20 protein-coding genes are annotated in these 20,339 nt (G+C 64.7%); 12 read left to right on the forward strand and 8 right to left on the reverse strand.

The window, feature by feature from the left end; translation table 11 throughout:
* Nucleotides 1-54: 54 nt before the first annotated feature.
* The 12 genes from HNQ95_RS17085 (at nucleotide 55) to HNQ95_RS17140 (ending at nucleotide 12,474) form a co-directional block, all read left to right on the forward strand.
* Nucleotides 55-831 (forward strand): DeoR/GlpR family DNA-binding transcription regulator, encoded by a 777-nt coding sequence (locus HNQ95_RS17085; protein WP_067968385.1) that lies wholly within the window; start codon nucleotides 55-57, stop codon nucleotides 829-831.
* A complete protein-coding gene (locus tag HNQ95_RS17090) occupies nucleotides 828-2,237 on the forward strand; it encodes an FGGY-family carbohydrate kinase (protein ID WP_154384425.1) in 1,410 nt (469 codons plus the stop codon). The genes HNQ95_RS17085 and HNQ95_RS17090 overlap by 4 nt, the downstream gene beginning before the upstream one ends.
* Nucleotides 2,234-3,748 carry a sugar ABC transporter ATP-binding protein gene (locus HNQ95_RS17095; RefSeq protein WP_154384426.1) on the forward strand — a complete coding sequence of 505 codons (1,515 nt, stop codon included), beginning with the start codon at nucleotides 2,234-2,236 and terminating at the stop codon, nucleotides 3,746-3,748. Before HNQ95_RS17090 ends, HNQ95_RS17095 begins: the two co-directional genes overlap by 4 nt.
* The gene (locus HNQ95_RS17100) at nucleotides 3,745-4,749 is read left to right on the forward strand and encodes an ABC transporter permease (protein WP_154384427.1); all 1,005 of its coding nucleotides are present in this window, start codon (nucleotides 3,745-3,747) and stop codon (nucleotides 4,747-4,749) included. The genes HNQ95_RS17095 and HNQ95_RS17100 overlap by 4 nt, the downstream gene beginning before the upstream one ends.
* A gap of 1 nt (nucleotide 4,750) precedes the next feature.
* A complete protein-coding gene (locus HNQ95_RS17105) occupies nucleotides 4,751-5,698 on the forward strand; it encodes an ABC transporter permease (RefSeq protein WP_154384428.1) in 948 nt (315 codons plus the stop codon).
* A 58-nt stretch (nucleotides 5,699-5,756) separates the two neighbouring features.
* A complete protein-coding gene (locus HNQ95_RS17110; protein ID WP_154384429.1) occupies nucleotides 5,757-6,863 on the forward strand; it encodes an autoinducer 2 ABC transporter substrate-binding protein in 1,107 nt (368 codons plus the stop codon).
* 105 nt (nucleotides 6,864-6,968) lie between these two features.
* Nucleotides 6,969-8,030 carry a class II aldolase/adducin family protein gene (locus tag HNQ95_RS17115; protein ID WP_154384430.1) on the forward strand — a complete coding sequence of 354 codons (1,062 nt, stop codon included), beginning with the start codon at nucleotides 6,969-6,971 and terminating at the stop codon, nucleotides 8,028-8,030.
* A 1-nt stretch (nucleotide 8,031) separates the two neighbouring features.
* On the forward strand, nucleotides 8,032-9,309 hold the full coding sequence (locus tag HNQ95_RS17120; RefSeq protein WP_154384431.1) for an FGGY-family carbohydrate kinase: 1,278 nt from the start codon (nucleotides 8,032-8,034) through the stop codon (nucleotides 9,307-9,309).
* Nucleotides 9,309-10,145, forward strand: a complete 837-nt coding sequence (locus HNQ95_RS17125) for a TIGR01459 family HAD-type hydrolase (RefSeq protein WP_154384432.1) — start codon at nucleotides 9,309-9,311, stop codon at nucleotides 10,143-10,145. Before HNQ95_RS17120 ends, HNQ95_RS17125 begins: the two co-directional genes overlap by 1 nt.
* A gap of 22 nt (nucleotides 10,146-10,167) precedes the next feature.
* On the forward strand, nucleotides 10,168-11,457 hold the full coding sequence (rhaI, locus tag HNQ95_RS17130; protein WP_154384433.1) for an L-rhamnose catabolism isomerase: 1,290 nt from the start codon (nucleotides 10,168-10,170) through the stop codon (nucleotides 11,455-11,457).
* Between the two features lie 12 nt (nucleotides 11,458-11,469).
* On the forward strand, nucleotides 11,470-11,787 hold the full coding sequence (rhaM, locus tag HNQ95_RS17135) for an L-rhamnose mutarotase (protein ID WP_154384434.1): 318 nt from the start codon (nucleotides 11,470-11,472) through the stop codon (nucleotides 11,785-11,787).
* A gap of 3 nt (nucleotides 11,788-11,790) precedes the next feature.
* Nucleotides 11,791-12,474 (forward strand): class II aldolase/adducin family protein, encoded by a 684-nt coding sequence (locus HNQ95_RS17140; protein ID WP_067967210.1) that lies wholly within the window; start codon nucleotides 11,791-11,793, stop codon nucleotides 12,472-12,474.
* 95 nt (nucleotides 12,475-12,569) lie between these two features.
* Here HNQ95_RS17140 and HNQ95_RS17145 read toward each other — a convergent pair whose 3' ends face one another.
* The 8 genes from HNQ95_RS17145 to urtE all read right to left on the reverse strand — a co-directional run bounded on the left by HNQ95_RS17145 (nucleotide 12,570) and on the right by urtE (nucleotide 20,173).
* A complete protein-coding gene (locus HNQ95_RS17145; protein ID WP_154384435.1) occupies nucleotides 12,570-13,631 on the reverse strand; it encodes an ABC transporter ATP-binding protein in 1,062 nt (353 codons plus the stop codon).
* 73 nt (nucleotides 13,632-13,704) lie between these two features.
* Nucleotides 13,705-14,526, reverse strand: coding sequence for a carbohydrate ABC transporter permease (locus tag HNQ95_RS17150; RefSeq protein ID WP_067967215.1), 822 nt, complete (start codon nucleotides 14,524-14,526; stop codon nucleotides 13,705-13,707).
* On the reverse strand, nucleotides 14,526-15,410 hold the full coding sequence (locus tag HNQ95_RS17155) for a carbohydrate ABC transporter permease (RefSeq protein WP_154384436.1): 885 nt from the start codon (nucleotides 15,408-15,410) through the stop codon (nucleotides 14,526-14,528). The genes HNQ95_RS17150 and HNQ95_RS17155 overlap by 1 nt, the downstream gene beginning before the upstream one ends.
* A gap of 264 nt (nucleotides 15,411-15,674) precedes the next feature.
* On the reverse strand, nucleotides 15,675-17,003 hold the full coding sequence (locus HNQ95_RS17160) for an extracellular solute-binding protein (protein ID WP_154384437.1): 1,329 nt from the start codon (nucleotides 17,001-17,003) through the stop codon (nucleotides 15,675-15,677).
* 19 nt (nucleotides 17,004-17,022) lie between these two features.
* Nucleotides 17,023-17,871, reverse strand: coding sequence for an ROK family protein (locus HNQ95_RS17165; RefSeq protein WP_154384438.1), 849 nt, complete (start codon nucleotides 17,869-17,871; stop codon nucleotides 17,023-17,025).
* Nucleotides 17,872-17,876: 5 nt separating this feature from the next.
* Nucleotides 17,877-18,563, reverse strand: a complete 687-nt coding sequence (locus HNQ95_RS17170) for an N-acetylmannosamine-6-phosphate 2-epimerase (RefSeq protein ID WP_246787054.1) — start codon at nucleotides 18,561-18,563, stop codon at nucleotides 17,877-17,879.
* A gap of 69 nt (nucleotides 18,564-18,632) precedes the next feature.
* Nucleotides 18,633-19,379: a GntR family transcriptional regulator gene (locus HNQ95_RS17175; RefSeq protein WP_154384439.1), complete on the reverse strand. Its 747-nt coding sequence runs from the start codon at nucleotides 19,377-19,379 to the stop codon at nucleotides 18,633-18,635.
* A 98-nt stretch (nucleotides 19,380-19,477) separates the two neighbouring features.
* On the reverse strand, nucleotides 19,478-20,173 hold the full coding sequence (gene urtE / locus HNQ95_RS17180) for an urea ABC transporter ATP-binding subunit UrtE (protein WP_154384440.1): 696 nt from the start codon (nucleotides 20,171-20,173) through the stop codon (nucleotides 19,478-19,480).
* Nucleotides 20,174-20,339 lie beyond the last annotated feature (166 nt).

Raw genomic sequence — 20,339 nt, forward strand, 5'->3', positions numbered from 1 at the left:
TGCGTAAGTTAGCTCATGGCACTGCCTTTTCGCGAAGCCATGGGAGGTGTTTTCGTGAACGACCTGGTCCGCCAGCGACAGATCGTCGAGCTTTTGCGCGACCGGCCCTTTGCGTCGGTGCGTGATCTGCAAGAGCATCTAGGCGTTTCCGCAGCCACCGTGCGGCGTGACATCGACAAGATCGACGAGGCCGGCGGTGCCCGCAAGGTCTATGGCGGCATCTCGGCACTTGATGGCGCGGCGCAAGGCACGGCCTTTGCGCGGCCTTATGACGAGAACCGTGATCTGGCCGTCGAGCCCAAGCGCCTGATCGCCGAACTGGCCGCGACCATGGTTGCGGACGGAGACGCGGTCATCGTCAACGGCGGTTCGACTTGCTTCCATCTCGGCGTCAAGCTGGCCGACCGCAATGTCCGCCTGTTCACCAACTCCATGCCTTTGGCGGGTTATCTCGGCGAGCACGGCAAGTGCAGCCTGACATTGGCGGGCGGCGAATTGCATCGCGAGCCAAGGGTCATCTATTCGCCGTCGCAGCCGATCAATTTCTATGCCTCCAAGTTCTTCCTCGGCGCGCAGGGCATAAGCCCGGACGGCCTGCTCGAATCGCATCCGCTGATGGTGCGCTCGATCCAGGAGCTCAGTCACAACGCCGACCAGATCGTCGTCCTCGCCGACAGCCGCAAGTTCACTATCCATGCGCGCAACGTCGCCCTGCCGCTGACACGGCTGGCCATGGTCATCACCGATGACGGCCTGTCTGACCAGCATGCCAAGATGCTCGAGGGCGCGGGTATCGCACTGCGCATCGCGTCCAACGGGGGCGGGGCATGAGCGGGGCGCTGGCGGTCTTCGATCTCGGCAAGACGAACTCCAAGCTGTTCGTGTTCTCGCCCGATGGCACGCTGCTCGACGAACGCCGCACCAAGCCGGACTGGCATAGTTATCGCGGAAAGAGCGTGCTCGACGACGAGCGCCTGTTTTCCTGGATGAACCATGAGCTGGCCGAGGTTGCAGCGGCCCATGACGTGACCCGGATGATGGTCTCCGCTCACGGATGCGCTTTTGCGCTGGTGCGCGGCAATGAGCTGCTGCATCCGATCCTGGACTATGAGCAGGAACTGCCGGAGGCGATTGCCGGCAAGATCGACCCGATCCTGCCAGACTTCTCCGAGACCTACACGCCCTGGCTGCCGCTGGGTTTCTCCATCGCCCGTCATATCTACTGGCTTGAGGTCGAAGAACCCGAAGCGTTCGCCTCCACGGAGGCGATCCTGTGCTATCCGCAATATTGGGTCTGGCGCTTCAGCGGGCGCAAGCTTTCCGAATGGTCCTATCTCGGTGCGCACAGCCAGCTTTGGGCACCGCTCGAGCGAGACTACAGCTCGCTGGTCGAGCGGCTCGGCTGGCGTGATCGCTTCCCCGCGATAGCGCCGGCAGGTGCGATCGTCGGAGAGGCCAGCGTCACCATGGCGGATGGCAGCACCCGGGCGATCGCCGTGCATAACGGCGTGCATGATTCCAACGCGGCGCTGGCCTATTACCGCATGACCGGGCTGCACGACTTCACGCTGGTTTCGACCGGCACCTGGGTCATCATCATCAATCTCGACTGTCCGCTCGGCGCGCTCGACCAGGAGCGCGACATGATCGCCAATGTGACGGTCAATGGTGAACCGGCGCCGTCGCTGCGCTTCATGGGCGGGCGCGAATACGACCTCATCAGCGGCAACTGGAACAAGTCGATCTCACAGGTCGCAGTCGAGCACGTGATGGAGCGTGGCATCTTCGCCATACCGTCATGGGCGGCCGGCGGACCTTTCCCCGAGACGAAGGGACATATCGTCGGCGGCGACGTCAGCGGCGAGGAGAGGGCGGCGGTCGCCGCACTCTATGTCGCCATGATGACCGACCTGTCGCTCGACCTGATCAAGTCGGAAAATCTCCTGGTCATCGACGGTGGCCTGGCGAAGATCGACCTGTTCACCGCCATGCTGGCGCAATTACGCCCGACGCAGACGGTCGTGCGTTCGATGATGAGCGAAGGGTCGGCAACGGGCGCCGCGGCACTGGCCTTCAAGGCGCTTGGCCTGAAGCCGTTCGGAGACGAGACCGTGCCGGTGTCGGCGAGCCAGATTCCCGGTCTCGACACTTACCGCGCTCGCTGGCGCGAACTGGCCGACGGCGCGCGCGCCGCTGCCAGGGCGGCAAGGCCTGATGCGAAGGAGGCGAGCCGATGAGCAATTCGACCGCCTATGTCAGCCTCACCGACATGTCCAAGTCCTTCGGCGGCGTGAAGGTGCTGAAGGACGTCAGCTTCGACGTCCGCCCCGGCGAGGTGCATGCGCTGCTGGGCGAAAACGGCGCCGGCAAGTCGACTTTGATCAAGATGATGTCCGGCCTCTATACGCCCGACGCCGGCACCATCACCGTCGACGGCAGGGAGTTGAAATTCTCCACGACGCGCGACGCCGGCGCGGCGGGCATTGCCACCGTCTACCAGGAGCTGCTTTTGTTCCCCGAGCTGTCGGTGGCGGAAAACGTCTTCCTCGGCAACTATCCGCGCACGGCCACGGGCATCATCGACTGGGCCGAGGTGCGCCGCCGTACCCGCGATCTGCTCGACCAGCTCGACACATTCGACCTCGACGTCGACACCAAGGTTCTGAGCCTGTCGGTCGCCCAGCGCCAGCGCGTCGAGATCGCCAAGGCGCTGAGCAAGAATGCCCGCATCCTGATCATGGACGAGCCGACCGCGTCGCTGGTCGAGTCCGATGTCCAGCGGCTTATGGCGGTCGTCAGGCAGTTGCGCGAACGTGGAGTCGGCATCGTTTATGTCAGCCATCGCATGCCCGAGATCTTTGCGCTCGCCGATCGCGTGACCGTGCTGCGCGACGGCGCCCATGTCGCCACCAGGGACATCGGCGAGGTCGACGAGAACCAGCTCGTGTCGATGATGGTCGGCCGCTCGATCGAAAGCCTGTTCCCGAAAGCGCAAGCCAGCATCGGCGGCACCGTGCTTCGGGTGACGAAGCTCAATCACGGCCGTCATGTGCGCGACATCTCGTTTGCTTTGAGGCGCGGCGAAATCCTCGGCATTGCCGGTCTGGTCGGCAGCGGTCGAACCGAACTTGCACTGACCCTGTTCGGCATGACGCCGGCAACGTCGGGTGAGATCGAAATGGAAGGCAAGGCGGTGCGCATCGGATCGCCACGCCAGGCGCGCGATCTGGGCATCGCCTATGTGCCGGAGGACCGGGGCCTGCAGGGTCTCGTCAAGGCCATGGCCATCCGCAAGAACGTCTCGATGGCAACCATCGAGCGGCTGTCGTCGGGCATTTTCATCAAGGCCGGCGAGGAGGCACAGCGCGCGCTGGACGCGGTCAAGCGGCTCAGCATCCGCTGCCGCAACATCGGTCAGCCGGTCGGCGAACTCTCTGGCGGCAACCAGCAGAAGGTGGTCATCGCCAAATGGCTGGAGACCATGCCCAAGGTGCTGATCCTCGACGAACCGACGCGCGGCGTCGATGTCGGGGCCAAGGCCGAAATCCACACCATCATGGGAGAGCTCGTGAAACAGGGCGTGGCCATCATCATGATTTCGAGCGAGCTGCCTGAGGTGCTCGGCATGAGCGACCGCGTGCTGGTGATCAGCGGCGGCCAGATCACCGGCGAGATCGACCGCGCCGACGCCACGCCCGAGCGCGTCGGCGCCGCCATGACCGCGCATCGCAGCGGGGAGGCGGCATGATGACGACGACAGTCGAAGCGACCGCCCGCTCACGCACGGCCCCTCAGCGCCCCGGCTTCTTCAAGCGGCTTTTCGCCGAGTACGGCCAGGAGATTGTGGTGCTTGCCGCCATCGTCATGCTGTTCGCCATAGTCACGATGGTCAATCCGCGCTTCATCAGCGCCAACAATTTGACCACCATCTTCTCCGGCAATGCCTATATCGCGGTTGCCGCCATCGGCATGGCGATGGTCATCGTCACCGGCAACATCGACGTTTCGGTCGGCGCGCTGATCGGCGTGCTCGCGACAATCTCGGGGTCGCTTGCGGTCGCGGGCTATCCGATCTGGTTCGCCTGGCTGGCGCCGGTGGTTGTCGGCATGGCGGTCAATGCCATCATCGGCATCCTCGTTGCTTATGCGAGGATACCATCCATCGTCGTGACGCTCGGCGCGCTGTCCATTCTTCGCGGCGGCCTGATCAGCGTCACCGGCGGCACCTGGATCACCGACCTGCCGCCCGACTACCTGATCGCCCAGAAGCAGATCTTCGGGCTGCCGGTGCCGCTGGTCTTCATGGTGGTGTTGACGCTGCTTGCTGCGTTCTGGATGCGCTACACCGCCTTCGGTCGCTCGCTCTATGCCATCGGCGGCAACGCCGAAGCGGCCCTTGCGACCGGCATTCCGATTGCGCGCCGAACCGTCGCCGTCTTCGTCATCCACGGCGCCTTTGCCGGTCTTGCAACAATCCTGTTCGCCACCCAGTTGCAGGTCATCCAGTCGACCGTACCACCGAATCTCGAGCTGACCGTCATCACAGCTGCCGTCATTGGCGGCGTGTCGATCCTCGGTGGTTCGGGCACGGTGATCGGCTCGACGCTGGCGACCATCCTGTTCGCCACCATCGGATCGGCGCTGATCTTCGTCAACGTCTCGGCCTACTGGCTGCGCGCCGTCATCGGCCTGCTGATCCTGGCAACCGTTTTGGCCGACATGCTGCGCCGTCGCGGCAGAGGGGCATGAGATGAAGCTGAAATCCCTCATCCGTCACGAAACCTTCCTGGCCGTGCTGCTGGTCGTCGTCCTGATCGTGTTGTCGTTCCAGTCGGACCGCTTCTTCACCATCGACAACCTGCTCAACCAGGGGCGGCTGATGACCGAGATCGGGCTGATCGCGATCGCCATGACCTTCGTCATCGCTACCGGCGGTATCGACCTGTCGGTTGGATCGATCCTTGGCCTGACGGCGATCCTGACTGGCGTGTTCTGGCAGAATGTCGGCCTGCCGCTGCCGGTGGCGGCTACCGCCGCCATTGCAGCGGGAACCTTTGCCGGCTTCGTCAACGGGGTCATCATCACGCGCTTCCGCGTGCCACCGCTGATCGCCACGCTGGCCACGCTCGCGCTCTATCGCGGCCTCGCCGAGGGTATCAGCCAGGCACGCTCGGTGCGCGGCTATCCCGAATGGTTCTACGTGCTGGGTCAGAAGGACGTGCTCGGCGTGCCGACGCAACTGTGGATCCTGCTGTTTGCGGCCGTCGTTGCCTCGGTCATCCTTGCCTATACGACATGGGGCCGCACGGTCTACGCGGTCGGTTCCAACGAGGTCGCCAGCCGTTTCTCCGGCCTGTCGGTCGAGAAGACCAAGTTGGCGCTCTACACCGCCTCGGGCTTTGCGGCTGCGGTGGCAGCCGTCATTTTCGTCTCCCGCGTCTCCACGACGCGCTCCGACATGGGCACAGGCATCGAGCTCGACGCCATCACCGCGGTGGTGCTTGGCGGTACTTCGATCTTCGGTGGGCGCGGAACGATCATCGGCACCATCATCGGACTTTGCCTGATCCAGGCGCTGAAGAACGGCCTGTCACTTGCCGGCATCAAGGGTGACGGCACGATCATGCTGATCGGCGCGGTACTTATACTGGCGATCCTCGCCAGCAACCTCTTCGAGAGGAGCGGCACTCGAACCTAGGGAGAGCAACGTCCTTCACTGCCGCTCTACAGTGTCCGGACGATCAATGGAGGATGGAATGCGTAACGTAGTACTTTCCGCGCTCTTGGCCTTGTCGTTCTCGACAAGCCTCAGCAATGCCCAGTCTGTCTGGACGGGCGGCGACGACCTGCCGACCAACCCGCTGGCCTGCGACGCCACGCCGGCCACCGCTGCCGCCAAGCCTTATGATGGCGGCCAGCCGACCAACGCGCCCGACCGCAAAGGCAAGACAATCAAGGTCGTCGACGTGCCGAAACTGGTCGGCATCGGCTACTTCAACGCCACGTCCAAGGGCATTGCCGACGCCGCCAAGGAAATGGGCTCGATGGACGCCAAGACCGACGGTCCGTCCAAGGCCAATATCGACGACCAGATCACGCTGATCGACAACTACATCACCTCGGGCGTCGACGGCATCCTGTTCGCCGCCAACGATCCGGTCGCCATCGCCCCCGTGCTGAAGAAGGCGCTCGGCGCCGGCATCAACGTCGTCGGCTACGACGCCAACTCGTCGCCTGACGCTCGCCAGTGGTTCGTCAACCAGGCCGAGTTCAACGGCATTGCCAAGGCGATGGTCGACTCGATGGCCGCCGAGATCGGCGATGAAGGTGCCTTCGCGATCGTCACCTCGACCTTCACCACGCCCAACCAGGCGCGCTGGATCGCCGAGATGGCAGCCTACCAGACCAAGTGCCATCCCAAGATGAAGTGGCTCGAGACGGTCGAGGCACAGGAAGACAATATCCTGTCCTTCAATCAGTCGAATACGCTCATCAACAAGTATGGCGACGAGTTGAAGGGCATCTTCGGCATGACCAGCGTGGCGACGCCGGCCGCCGCCGACGCCGTGACCCAGGCCAAGAAGTGCGGCAGCGTCGCCGTCGTCGGCCTCGCCACCCCGAATGCGATGAAGCCCTATGTCGGCGCCGGTTGCGTCAAGTCGGTGGTGCTGTGGAACCCGGTCGACCTCGGTTATGCCGCAGCCTACGTGCTGCGTGCGGTCGCCGACGGCACGCTGGCTCCCGGTGCGACCTCGGTGAAAGCCGGCAAGCTGGGCGATCTCTCGGTCATCAACGGCTCGGAAATTCTGCTCGGCGCACCGACCGTCTTCAACAAGGACAACATCGGCAACTTCGACTTCTGAGATCGAAACGGGAGACGGCCATCCCCCCGGTCGTCTTCTGATTTCGGGGTTGGCCGGCAGTGCGCTGCCGGCCAACTTCACCCCGCATTTGAAAGGACCGTCGCCATGCCAGAAGCGGCCGGCTGGCAAGCCGAACTCGAACAGCTGAAAGCCGTCTCTGCCCGCATCGGCGGCGACCCGCTGCTGACGCAGGGCGCAGGCGGCAACACCTCGCTCAAGGTCGGCGGTACGCTCTGGATCAAGGCCTCCGGCACCTGGCTGGCGCATGCGCTGGAGCGCGACATCATGGTGCCGGTGGAAATGGCGCCATTGATCGCGGCCGTCGAGGCAATCGATCCCGCTGCCGAACAAGCGCATCAGTTCACCATCGCTGCTCTCAACAGCTCGGGCCTGCGCCCGTCCATCGAGACGACGGTGCATGCGCTGATGCCGCAGCGCGTGGTGCTGCACGTTCATTGCGTCGACACCATTGCGCAGGCCGTGCGCGATGACTGCGTCCAACAGGTTGGCCCGCGCCTCGCCGGGTTGAACTGGGCTTGTGTGCCTTATGCGCGGCCGGGCTTGCCGCTGGCGCTCGCCATCTCGGAACATCGCGGCCAGAGGCCCGACGTGCTGATCCTTGGCAATCATGGTCTCGTCGTCGCGGCCGATACGGTGGCGGGGGCTGAGGCCTCGCTTGAGGATGTCAAGGCGAGGCTGCGGGTGGCACCGCGCAGCGCTCCTGCGCTCGATGCTGCTCGCCTCGCTCAACTCGCCGACGGTACGAATTATCGCCTTCCGTCGGCCGATGCCGCGCATGCCGCTGCGACCGACCCCGTGAGCCTCGACCTGGCGGCCAAGGGCAGCCTTTACCCGGACCACGTGATCTTCCTTGGAACCGGCTCAGTCATCGCCCGTGACGGAGAAGACGTCGCTGCAGTGGTCGCACGCTTGGGCACGTCGCCGGTCTCGATCCTGTTTCCCGGAACGGGTATGCTGATGCGCAGGGATGCGACGCCGGGCGCCGATGCTATGGCCCGCTGCCTCGCCGATGTCCTGGCACGCGTCCCGGACAATGCGCCGGTACGGGTGCTGACACCGGAAGAGCATCTGCAGCTGACCGACTGGGATGCCGAGAAATACCGGCAGGACCTCGCCCGCAAGGCCGCGGCCAAGAAGATCGCCTGAGATGAGTACCCCGCTCGCCATCGGCATCGACCTCGGCACGTCAGGTGCGCGCGCCGTGGTGATGACGCCCGGCTTCGAGATCGTGGCGCAGGGCGCGGCCAAACTCGCGGACTTCGGCGCCAACCCGCGCGACCCGAAAATCTGGTGGCAGGCTGTCGAGGTGGCGTTGAAGGCTGTGCTTGTCCAGGTCGACCGCACCTGGGTCCATGCCATTGCCGTCGATGCCACCTCCGGCACGCTGCTGCCTGTCGACGGCCAGGGTGTGCCGCTCGCCGAACCGCTGATGTATGACGACAAGGTCGGTGATGAGGCGTTGCTGGCCCGCATCGCCGCCGTCATCCCGGCCGAAAGCGCGGCCCACGGCACCACGTCGGGTCTGGCCAAGGCGCTGGTCTTCCAATCCGTGCCCGGCGTCGCAAAAATCTTGCACCAGGCCGACTGGATCGCGGGACGCCTCGCCGGCCATTTCGGTACCACCGACGAAAACAATGCGCTGAAGACCGGCTACGATCCGATCGACCGGCATTGGCCGGACTGGCTCGCTGCAGCTGGGCTCAGGACCGCACTTCTGCCACGCGTGGTGGCGCCGGGCGCGCCGATCGAAACCATCGAGCCAGCCATGGCCAAGGCCCTCGGCCTGAGCGAAGAGGTCGAGATCATCGCCGGCACCACCGATGGTTGCGCCTCGTTCCTGGCGACCGGCGCCGACAGGCCGGGCGACGGCGTCACGGCGCTCGGCTCGACGCTGACGCTCAAGCTGCTGTGTGACCGGCCGATCTTCGCGCCCGAATTCGGCATCTATAGCCACCGCCTCAATGGCATGTGGCTCGCCGGCGGCGCCTCCAACAGCGGCGGCAAAGTCTTGTCCCACTTCTTTTCCGCAGATGAGATCGTACGGCTGTCCGCCGCCATCGACCCTGATGTTTCGACCGGTCTCGATTTCTACCCGCTGCTCGAACCGGGCGAGCGCTTTCCGGTGCTTGATCCCGCCTGGCCGCCAAGGCTCACGCCGCCCCCTGCCGATGATGCGGGCTTCCTGCAAGCCATGCTCGAGGGCATCTCCACCATCGAGAAGCTCGGTTATGACAGGTTGGCCGAACTCGGTGCACCGCCTCTGCAGTCCATGCGTAGCCTCGGCGGCGGGGCATCCAACCCAGCCTGGACCGCGATCCGCCAGAACAGGCTCGGCGTGCCGTTCCTGCCGGCGCATTCCCAGGAGGCCGCCGCCGGCGCCGCACGACTGGCGCTCATCGGCCTCGAAGCCGTGGGAGACCTGTGATGTCCGCCCTCCAGCTTGCAGGCATTCACGACCTGGCCGAGCGCTTCGACGTCTTCATCCTCGATCAGTTCGGCGTGTTGCACGACGGCGTGGCGCCTTACCCTGGCGCGGTCGAGACGTTGGTGCGGCTGCAGGAGCTTGGCAAGCGGACGCTGCTTCTGTCCAATTCGGGCAAACGTTCGGCGCCCAACGAGGCACGGCTGGCCAGGCTCGGTTTCGTGCCCGGCAGCTGGGATCATTTTCTCTCCTCGGGCGAGGTCGCCTGGCAGAGCCTGTGCAAGCAGCTCGGCAGCGAAGCAGGCCTGCGCTGCCTGCTCATCGCCCGCGATGGCGACCGGTCCGCCGTCGAAAACCTGCCGCTGACCTTGGTCGAAACCGGCGAAGAGGCCGACATCGTCCTGCTCTCTGCCAGCGAGGGCGACCGTTTCGAGCTCGACCACTACCGCCGGCTGCTCCAGCCCGCCGCCGAGCGCGGCGCAAGGTGCCTGTGCACCAACCCCGACAAGATCATGCTGACCTCGGTCGGACCGCGCTTCGGCGCCGGACGCATCGCCGAACTCTACGCCGAGCTTGGCGGTGCGGTGACTTGGATCGGCAAGCCGTTTCCCGAAATCTACGCTGCTGCGCTCGACATGCTTGGCAATCCCGACCCGGTGCGCGTCGTCTGCGTCGGCGACAGCATCGAGCACGACATATCAGGTGGGCAAGGGGCTGGGCTGCGGACCGCCCTTGTCATGACCGGCGTTCTCGAGACGAGCAGTCAGACCGAGCGTGAACGGCTGTTCGCTGAACATGCCGCTATCCCGGACTTTCTTGTGCGGACATTTGCGTGGTGAGCCCGCGCGGGAGGAGGATATGATGGAAACGATGATATCGGGCGGCGCCGTCGAAAACAGCAATGCCGTCAGAGAGAGGGCCCTGCGCACCGACTATGACGCCCTTGGAGAACAGCTCGACCGGCGCGGCATCACCATCGATGCCATTCTTGCCAAGGTCGAGGCCTTCGGCGTCGCAATCCCGTCCTGGGGCGTCGGCACCGGCGGCACCCGTTTTGCCCGCTTTCCCGGCCAGGGCGAACCGCGCGACGTGTTCGACAAGGTCGAGGATTGCGCCGTCATCAACCAGCTGACGCGGGCGACGCCGACCGTCTCGCTGCATATCCCTTGGGACAAGGCCGACGCCAGCAGGTTGAAGCAGGCCGCGGCCCGTTTCGGCCTCGGCTTCGATGCGATGAATTCGAACACCTTCTCCGACGCGTCGGGGCAGAGGCAGTCCTACAAGTTCGGTTCGCTCAGCCACGCCGACCCAGCCGTCCGCCGCCAGGCGGTCGAGCACAACATCGAGTGCATTGAAATCGGCAAGACCCTGGGGTCGAAGGCGCTGACGGTGTGGATCGGTGATGGCTCGAACTTCCCCGGCCAGGTCAATTTCGCCCGGGCTTTCGAGCGTTATCTTGACGCGATGAAGGACATCTATGCGGCGCTGCCAGGTGACTGGCGACTGTTCACCGAGCACAAGATGTACGAGCCGGCCTTCTATTCGACCGTCGTGCAGGATTGGGGCACCAACTACATCATATCAAAGGAACTGGGCGACAAGGCCTATTGCCTCGTCGACCTTGGCCATCACGCCCCCAACGTCAACATCGAAATGATCGTCTCCCGGCTGATCCAGTTCGGCAAGCTGGGTGGGTTCCACTTCAACGACTCGAAATATGGTGACGACGATCTCGATGCCGGATCGATCGACCCCTATCGCCTGTTCCTGGTCTTCAACGAACTGGTCGACGCCGAGCTTTCCGGCGCCAAGGATTTTCACCCTGCGCACATGCTCGACCAGAGCCACAACGTCACCGACCCGATCGAAAGCCTGATGCTGTCGGCCGTCGAGGTTCAGCGGGCCTATGCCGCCGCACTGCTGGTCGACCGCAAGGCGCTCGAAGGCTTTCAGGAAGACAATGACGCACTGATGGCGACGCAGACGCTGAAGGCGGCCTACCGTACTGATGTCGAGCCGATCCTTGCCATGGCGCGGCTGAACCGGGGCGGCGCCATCGATCCGGTCGCAGCCTACCGTGCCAGCGGTTACCGCCAGAAGGTCGCGGCCGAGCGGCCGGCGTCGGTCGGCGGTGGCGGCGGCATCGTCTGAGGGGGTCAGGACATGCCCGAGCGCATCGCCTTCCGCATGGTCCTCAATCCGGGCCAGGCCGCCGAGTACGAGAAACGCCACGACGAGATCTGGCCGGACCTCAGTGCTGCGCTACGCGAAGCGGGCGTGTCCGACTACACGATCTGGCTCGATCCCGAGACCAATCACCTGTTCGCCACGCTGGTCCGCACCGATGACCACGATATGGACAGGCTGCCGCAAACCGAGGTCAACCGCCGCTGGTGGGACTTCATGGCCGACATCATGCAGTACACCGACCGCGACGAGCCGCTGGTCGTGCCGCTGCGCAAGGTTTTTCATCTGGAGTAGACAATGACTGACAAGGCACTGCGCGAGGAGATGGTGTCGATCTGCCGGCGCATGAATTCGAGCGGTATCAACCAGGGCACGGCAGGCAACCTTTCGGTGCGGTCGGGCCGCAGCTTCCTCATCACCCCGTCGGGTATGCCTTACGATATCATGGGCCCTGATGACATCGTCGAGATGGATTTCGACGGCACCTATGTCGGCCGCCGCCCGTCATCGGAATGGCGTTTCCACCGCGACATACTCAAGGCGCGCGAGGACATCAGCGTCGTTCTGCATTGCCATTCGGTCTATGCGACGACGCTCGCCTGCCACCACAGGACCATTCCGTCGTTCCATTACATGACCGGCGTTGCCGGCGGCACCACCATCCGCTGTGCCGCCTATGCCACCTTCGGCACCCAGGCGCTGTCGGACAACGCGCTTGTTGCGCTGAAGGATCGGCTCGCCTGCCTGCTCGGCCAGCACGGCCAGATCTCGCTCGGCACCAACCTCGAACACGCACTGTGGCTGGCGATCGAAGTGGAGACGCTGTCGCGCATGTATGTCCAGGCGCTAATGCTCGGTGAGCCGCCGGTCCTTTCCGACGAGGAGATGGGGAGGGTGATCGATCAGATGCGCCGCATGAGCTATGGCCTGGCACCCGACGCCGAAGGCACCAACGACGTGGCGCGTCCACGCGAGGGCTGAGCGGCATCTCGGCTGAGGTACTCGCCGAGTATGTCGAGCGAGACGGACACACCGACTCGCGGCTGACGCCGGCCTGCCGCAAGCCGAATGGGCGGTCAGGCCGCGCGGGCGATGGCCGCACCGTCAGCATCGAACAGCGATACCCTTTTGCCGTTGATGGCGATGCCGACAGTCTCGCCGATCCGGACTGGGGTGTCGGCGGGCGCATTGACGTTGATCAGGCCAAGCTGATCGTTTCGGACGAAGACGCTGGTGTTGCCGCCAAGATATTCGGCGACCTCGACAGTGCCGCGGCAGTTGCCGTTGTCGGGGGCGACGAGCGTCAGGTGCTCGGGGCGGGCGCCGAGCTGGGTCGGCCTGCCAGCGAAGGTGAGGGACAGCGCGCCCTGCCCGGACAGGTCGAGCTTGCCGTCACCTGAAGGGGCGCAGGCGAGCACGTTCATTTTGGGGCTGCCGATGAACTGGGCGACGAACAGATTGGCGGGCCGCTCGTAGAGCTCGTGCGGACTGCCGTGCTGCATGACGCGGCCTTCCTTGAGCACGACGATGCGGTCGGCCAGCGTCATCGCCTCGACCTGGTCGTGGGTGACATAGACCATGGTGGCGCCGAGCGAGCGGTGCAGCTTGGCGATCTCCAGCCGCATGTCGACGCGGAGCGCTGCGTCCAGGTTGGACAGCGGCTCGTCGAACAGAAAGGCGACAGGCTGGCGCACGATGGCGCGGCCGATGGCGACGCGCTGGCGCTGGCCGCCCGAGAGCTGGCGCGGGTAACGTTCGAGCAGATGGGTGAGCTTCAGCGTGTCGGCGGCCTGGTCGACCTTGGCCTTGATCGCATCCGGTGAGAGTTTCGCCAGCTTGAGCCCAAAGCCCATATTCTGGCGTACGGTCATATGCGGATAAAGCGCGTAGGACTGGAACACCATGGCAAGCTGGCGCTCGACCGGCGGCGCCCTGGTGACGTCGCGGCCGTCGATCAAAAGGTGGCCGGAGGTGGTTTCCTCGAGGCCGGCGATCATGCGCAGCAGCGTGGACTTGCCGCAGCCGGATGGGCCGACAATGACGACGAACTCGCCATCTGAAATGTCGAGGTCGAGATCCCTGATGATCTCGGTGCCGCCGTAACGCTTGCCTGCTTTTTGGAGCGAAATCGTACCCATAGAATCCTCCTGGAAACTCTCTTCTGCACATCGCGCATGCCGAAAATCACGGGATTTTCGGGCTGATATGCGTTCAGCCCTTGACCGCGCCTGCCGTCATCGAGCCGCTGATCTGGCGATACATGATGAGGCCGAGCAGCATCGGCGGCAGGGCGCCGACGATCATGACGGCCGAGGCGACGCCCCACTGCACGCCGCCGCCGCTGGCGGCGAAGAAGAACGAAGCGCCGACGGTGATGGGCACGGCCTTGGACGTGGTCAGCATCAGGCCGAACAGGAACTCGTTCCAGGCGGTGATGAAGCCGAAGATCAGGCTGGTGACGATGGCCGGGCGACAGAGCGGCGCAATCACCCTGGTCAGGATCTGGAAACGCGTGGCGCCGTCCATCAGTGCCGCCTCGTCGAGTTCGCCGGGCAGGTCGCGGATGGCGTTGACCAGGATGACCAGCGCCAGCGGCAGATTGACGATGGCAAGGATCAGGCCGAGGCCGAGGCGCGTGTCGAGCAGCGAAAGCCACTGGAACATCATGTAGAGCGGAATGGCGAAAATGATCAGCGGCACGGCGCGCAAATTGACGATGAGCGGCAACAGCGTGCGTTCGCCGAGCTTGCCGCGGGCGATCGCATAGGCAGCGGGCAAAGCCAGCGCCACCGCAAGCAGCGTGCCGAGGGCCGCGACAGCCACGCTGTTCACCAGATAAAGAAAAATGTTCAACCGGTCGGACACCGTAAACACGGTGGCGTAGTTTTCGAGCGTCGGTGCGTAGACCCAGAGGCCCGGATTGGTCGACAGCTCGCGCGCGCTCTTGAACGAGGTCGACAGCGTGACGAGGATCGGGAAATTCATCGCCAGTGCGGCGATGGCGAAGACGATCCAGCGGAGGGCGTTGATCATCAGCGGGCTCCCTTGCGACGGGCGGCAAGCGCGTTGAGGCCGTAGAGCACGGCAAACGACACCACGAACAGAATGACCGAAGCCGCGACCGCCTTGCCGATAGCTCCCTGTTTGAAGAAGGCTTCGTAGATATAGATCGACAGTGAAGCGGTGGAGCCGCCCGGGCCGCTGCCTGTCAGCACATAGACATTGTCGAAGACGCGGAAGCCATCGATGAAGCGGATGAGCAGGGCAACCACGATCGTCGGCGCCATCAGCGGCAGTTCGATGTACCAGAGACGGTGGCGGTAGCGCGCGCCGTCCATGGCGGAGGCCTCGACGATCTCCTTGGGGATGGCCTGGTAGGCCATGTAGAACAACAGGAAGGCGAACGGCGTCCATTGCAGCGTCTCGACGACGACCAGCGTCCAGAAAGCCGAGCCCGGTCCGAGGAACGAGAAGCTCGCGCCGAACCAGGTCCAGAGATAATTGGGCACCGGGCCGACGAACTCGTGCAGCACGAGGCGGTACATCAGGCCGACGAGCGCCGGCGCCACCATCAACGGCAACATCAGGATCGCCATCAGCCAGCTGCGCTTTTCGATGAGCGGCGACAGGAAGATGGCGAGGAAAAGGCCGAGCGCACATTCGAGCAGTGCGGTCAGAAGGCCGAAGCGGAGGGAGAACCAGCTCGCCTGCCAGAACGACTGGTCGTTCCAGACGGCGGCGAAGTTGGAGAAACCCGTGATCTCAGGCCTGCGCAGGGTCTCGAAACTGACCTCGGACACCGAGTAGACGAGATTGACGACAGCCGGGAAGCCAAGGAAGACGAGCAGGAACAGCACCAGTGGCACTGCCAGCAGACGGAATTCGGACGAGGGGGCGCGTTGCGAAAGCGTTGTCATCAATCGATCTAAGGCTGGCGTTCCAATGGATTTAAGGCCGGCGTTCCAATGGAAGCAATGGTGGCTGGCCGACCCCCGAAGCGGCGGTCGTGTCGGGGGCATGCACCTGGACGGGCTCAGGATTCGACACCTCGGACCCGTGGGAGCAAAACGGATGCCAGGATCGCCCGGCCATACCAGGGGCATAGAAGCGCGGAGAAGTGCCGAAATCCCGAACCTGTAGGAGTGGCCGGCGACGGCCTGGTGCTGCCGCCGGCCAGCCGATTACTTGAGCAGCTCGGTCATGCCCTTTTCGGTGTTGGCAAGGGCGTCGTCGAGCGACTGCTGGCCCGACCAGTAGCCGGTGAACTCCTTGGCCTGGAGTTCGTAGACCGAGAGCGCCTTGGCCGAGGTGCCGCCGTTCATGACGTAGCCATACTTGCTGGCGAACTCGCCGAGCTTGACCAGGTCGGGGCGCTCGGCCGCGACTTCCTTCACGACGTCGGGGGTGAGTGCCGGCGCGCCGCTGCTCCTGGCGTAGATCAGCGCTGCTTCCTTCGACGACAGCCACTTGATGAAGGCCTTGGCGCCATCCTTGTTCTCGGCGTTCTTGTTGAGGCCGAAGCCGAGGCCATGGATGTGGGTGAAGCGGCCCTCGGGTCCGGCCGGCGGGGCGATGGTCTCGGTGACCTCGGCAACCGTCGGCGACTTCTCCTTGGAGGTCAGGTCGGAGGCAGCCGCGTTCCATTGCATCATTGCCGCAACCTGGCCGGAGGCGTAGGCGGCGTTGGCTTCGGCGAACTCGTAGGACAGCGAGTCACGCGGGGTGGCGCCGGCGTCATAGAGCAGCTTGTAGGTCTCGAGGCCCTTGCGATAGGCGTCGGAATTGACCGTCACCTTGCCGCTCTCGTCCATCCAGTTGCCGCCGTAGGAACGCGGCAGCGACTGGAACACCATCATGTTGAACAGCAGGTTCTTGAGCTGCAGTACGGTGCCGTAGCGGGTCGGGCTGTCCGGGTTGACGGCCTGGGTGAAGTAGAGCGCCGTCGCCGCGTAGTCGTCCCAGGTCCACTCGTCCGGGTTTTTCGGCTCGAGCTTCTTGCCGAGGTGCTTCTCGGAAATCTCGGCGAATCTGGCCTTTGCTGCGTCATCCTTGAGCAGCGCCTCGACCAGGTCCTTGCGGTAATACATGAAGTGCAGCGAAAGATCGGTCGGCACGCCGAACTGCTTGCCTTCATACTGCATGGTGGAGAGCACGGAGTCGCCATAGACAGCCTTGGCCTCGTCCGAAAGCTCGACCGGCTCCATGAACGGCGCATAGCGGCCGATGGAGTATGTGGCGAGCAGGTTGACGTCGAAGGCCTTCGAGCCGGCGGCGAGGTCGGCCTGCAGCTTGTCCCAGAAGCCGTCGCGGTTGAAGAACAGCAACTCGACCTTGTTGGCGTCGGACGTGTCGGATTTGGCGTTGTAGGCGTCGGCGGCGGCGCGCAGCGCGGTCTCCTCTGGGCCGCCCGGCCAGCCGAGCACGGTCACCTTGGCGAAGGCGGGGCTCGCCATCAGGCTGGCGATCGCAGCCGCGATCAGGCCGCCCTTTCTGAGCGTCGAAAATGTCATGTCGTGTTCTCCCTCTAGTTCAGTTCTGACGTTTTACTAGATCCGCGATGCCCACGACGCCGGCGCTCTCTCCGAGTGCTGCCGCGTGAAGCTGCGGGGTGAGCCGTGGCGGCAGGCTTCCCAGTGCCTGCCGGACGGATTCGAGATATCCGGGTGCCAGACCGATGCCGCCGCCGATGACGATGCGGGCCGGGTCGAGCATGAGCTGGATGTTGCGGCACAGAAGGGCGGTCTGACGCACCGATGCCTTGATGATGTCCTGCGCCCAGGCTTGGCCTGCAGCTGCTGCCTCGAAGACCTCGCGCGCGGTGGCACCGGCCTGGCGCGGTGCCGCTTGTGCCGCCATCCAGTTGCCGGAGACGTGGTCCTCGAGGACGCCGGCGTTCTCGTCGAGGCTGCGCAGCAGGCCGAAATGGCCTGATAGACCGCCGAGCAGGCGGCCGTTGACGACGATGCCGCCACCAATGCCGGTGGAGATGGTGAGGAAGACGAGGTCCTCGCCCTGGCCGGCGCCGCAGGAGAACTCGCCCCAGGCAGCGGCCTGTGCGTCATTGGCGGCGAGCACCGCGTCGGTGCCGGCGAGCCTTTTGACGGTTGCGACCAGTGGGAAGCCGTCGGGGATATCGAGCGTCTTGCGGTTGAGCGGCGACCAGCAGCCGTCGTCGATTATGCCGGAAACGGCGACGCCTACAGTGTCGTAGCGGCCCCTCCAGCCTGAAATGGCGTCGAACAGAGACGTCAGCCATTGCTCCGGATCACCGCTGCGCGGCGTCGGCATCTTGTGCGTTTCGACCACCGTGTCCTCGCGCACCAGGGCTGCGAGCATCTTGGTGCCGCCGATGTCGAGCGCAAGAACGGCCTCAGCCATGGTGATCAGGCTCCGGCCTTGGCGATGGTTTCGTCGAGCGCCGAGCGAAACCACGAGGTCACATATTCCGGCCGGGTGATGGCAGAGCCGACGACGACCATCGAGGCTCCGGACGCCAGCGCCTGCTGCGCCTGGGCGGGGGTGCGGACATTGCCCTCGGCGACGACGTGAGGCGTCAGCTTCCGCATCGCCGCCATCAGCGCAAAGTCGGGCTCGGTCGGTTCGACCGGGCCGGTGTAGCCGGCGAGCGTCGAGCCGACGACGTCGGCGCCTTCGGCCAGCGCCTGCTCGGCGTCGGAGATGACGGAGCAGTCGGCCATGGCGGCACGGCCGTGGGAATGGATACGCTCGATCAGCGCGTTGGTCGCAACCGGGCGGATGCGCTGGGTGGCATCGTAGGCGATGACGTCGGCACCTGCGGCGGCCAGCGCGTCGATGTCTTCGAGCCAGGGCGTGATGCGGACGGGCGTGTCCTCAAGGTCGCGCTTGACCAGGCCTATGATCGGCTTGTTGGTGGCGGCGCGGACGGCAGCGACATATTCGGCGGATTCGATGCGCAGAGCAGCGGCGCCGCCGTCGATGGCCGCCAGCGCGAAGCCCACGACGATCTCGGCCTTGTCCATGGCGCCACCCTTCACCGGCTGGCAGGACACGATCAGGCCATTGTCGAGGGCTTTGAAGTCAAGCGGCACGCGGGCATCTCCTGTGATGCCCAGACGGTAGCAGTCCAATACCAGATTGCAACAGGCTTTATACTGGTATTATCGCATCAGCTCGATGACGAAGTCGTAGACGTCGCCGCGGTACTTGGTCTGGGTGAACTCGACGATCTGGCCGTCGGCGAGGAAGCAGCGACGTTCCATGACCAGCAAAGAGGTGTCCTCGGGCGTGGCGAGAAGCTGGCGCTCCTCGTCGGTGGCGGGCTTGGCCTGCATGCGCTGCAGTGCCCGGACCGGCAGGGCGCCGGTGGCCTCGAGATATTCGTAGAGCGATTCCCCGACCGCCTGGGGATCCGGCACGAAACGTGCCGGCAGCGTGGCGATCTCGATGGCGATGGGTGTGTCGTCGGCGGTGCGCAGGCGGCGCAGGCGCACGACCTTTTCGCTGGCGGAGATGCCCAAGGCCATCATTTCGGCTGGCGAAGGCCGTGAAATCTCTCGCGAAATCCAGACGCAGCCGGGTTCAAGCCCGCGCGAGCGCATGTCTTCGGAAAAGCTGGTCATGGTTGCCAGCGACTTCTCCAGGCGCGACGACACGACGGTCTTTGCGCCCTGGCGGCGGTCGAGCAGCCCGTCGGAGACGAGGCCGTCGATCGCCTTGCGCACGGTGACGCGCGAAATGCCGAGCGCATCGCACAGCGTGCGTTCGCTGGGGATGACGGCGCTACGCTTGAGGTGGGAGGCACCGATCGCCTCCTTGATGGCGTCCTCCAGCCGCCGGTACAGCGGTTCGCCGCTCTCGCCGGAAAGCTGTCTTGCGAGGAAGTCGAGGATTGCCTGATCGCCCATCGGAGCCACCTGTGGAAAGTCGCTCCTTTATGCAGAATTTTTTTCAGGTGTTAAACTGGTATTGTCCTTGTCGGGTCGTTTTCCAGTCTCCTTGCGGCTCACACCGTCAGTAGCTTGCGGATTTCGGGCGTATCGAGGTCTCCGGCGGCGCCTGTATGGACGATCCTGCCACGGTCCATGATGTAGACGACATCGGCGAGCTCGCGGCAGAAATCGAGATATTGCTCTACCAGGAGCACGGCGATGCCGGCGGTGTCGCGCAGGTAGCGGATGGCACGGCCGATGTCCTTGATGATCGACGGCTGGATGCCTTCTGTCGGCTCGTCGAGCACCAGGAGTTTCGGCCGCATGACCAGCGCCCGGCCGATCGCCAGCTGCTGTTGCTGACCGCCCGAGAGGTCGCCGCCGCGCCGTGCCAGCATCTGCTTCAGAACAGGAAACAGCTCGAAGACGTGTTCGGGCACCGCGCGTTCGCCCCGCTTCAGCGGCGCGAAGCCGGTCTCCAGGTTCTCCTGCACCGTCAGCAGCGGAAAAATCTCGCGCCCCTGCGGCACGAAAGAGATGCCCGACCGGGCGCGATCGTATGCCGCGCTCCGGTCGAGCGCCTTCCCCTCGAAGGCAACCGTACCCGATGTCAGCCTGTGCTGGCCGACGATCGATCTCATCAGACTTGTCTTGCCCACGCCGTTGCGGCCAAGCACGCAGGTGATCTTGCCGGCGTCGGCACGCAGCGAGACGCCGCGCAGCGCCTCGGCCGCGCCGTAGTGGAGAACGGCGTCGTTGACCTCAAGCATCGCCCGGCTCCATCGACTGGGCCCCCCGCGCCCCCGTCGCCAGGACGGGGGTGGCGGCCCTTCCGGAGCGCCAGGGGAGGTTGGTGGATTTCGTTTGCGACATGGCCTGCGGCGATGCCGGAGTTTCCCGCTTTGGGACCGTCGCTAGATAAGTACCGCGCCACCA

The organism is Aminobacter ciceronei (assembly GCF_014138625.1).
Classification (GTDB): Bacteria; Pseudomonadota; Alphaproteobacteria; order Rhizobiales; family Rhizobiaceae; genus Aminobacter; species Aminobacter ciceronei.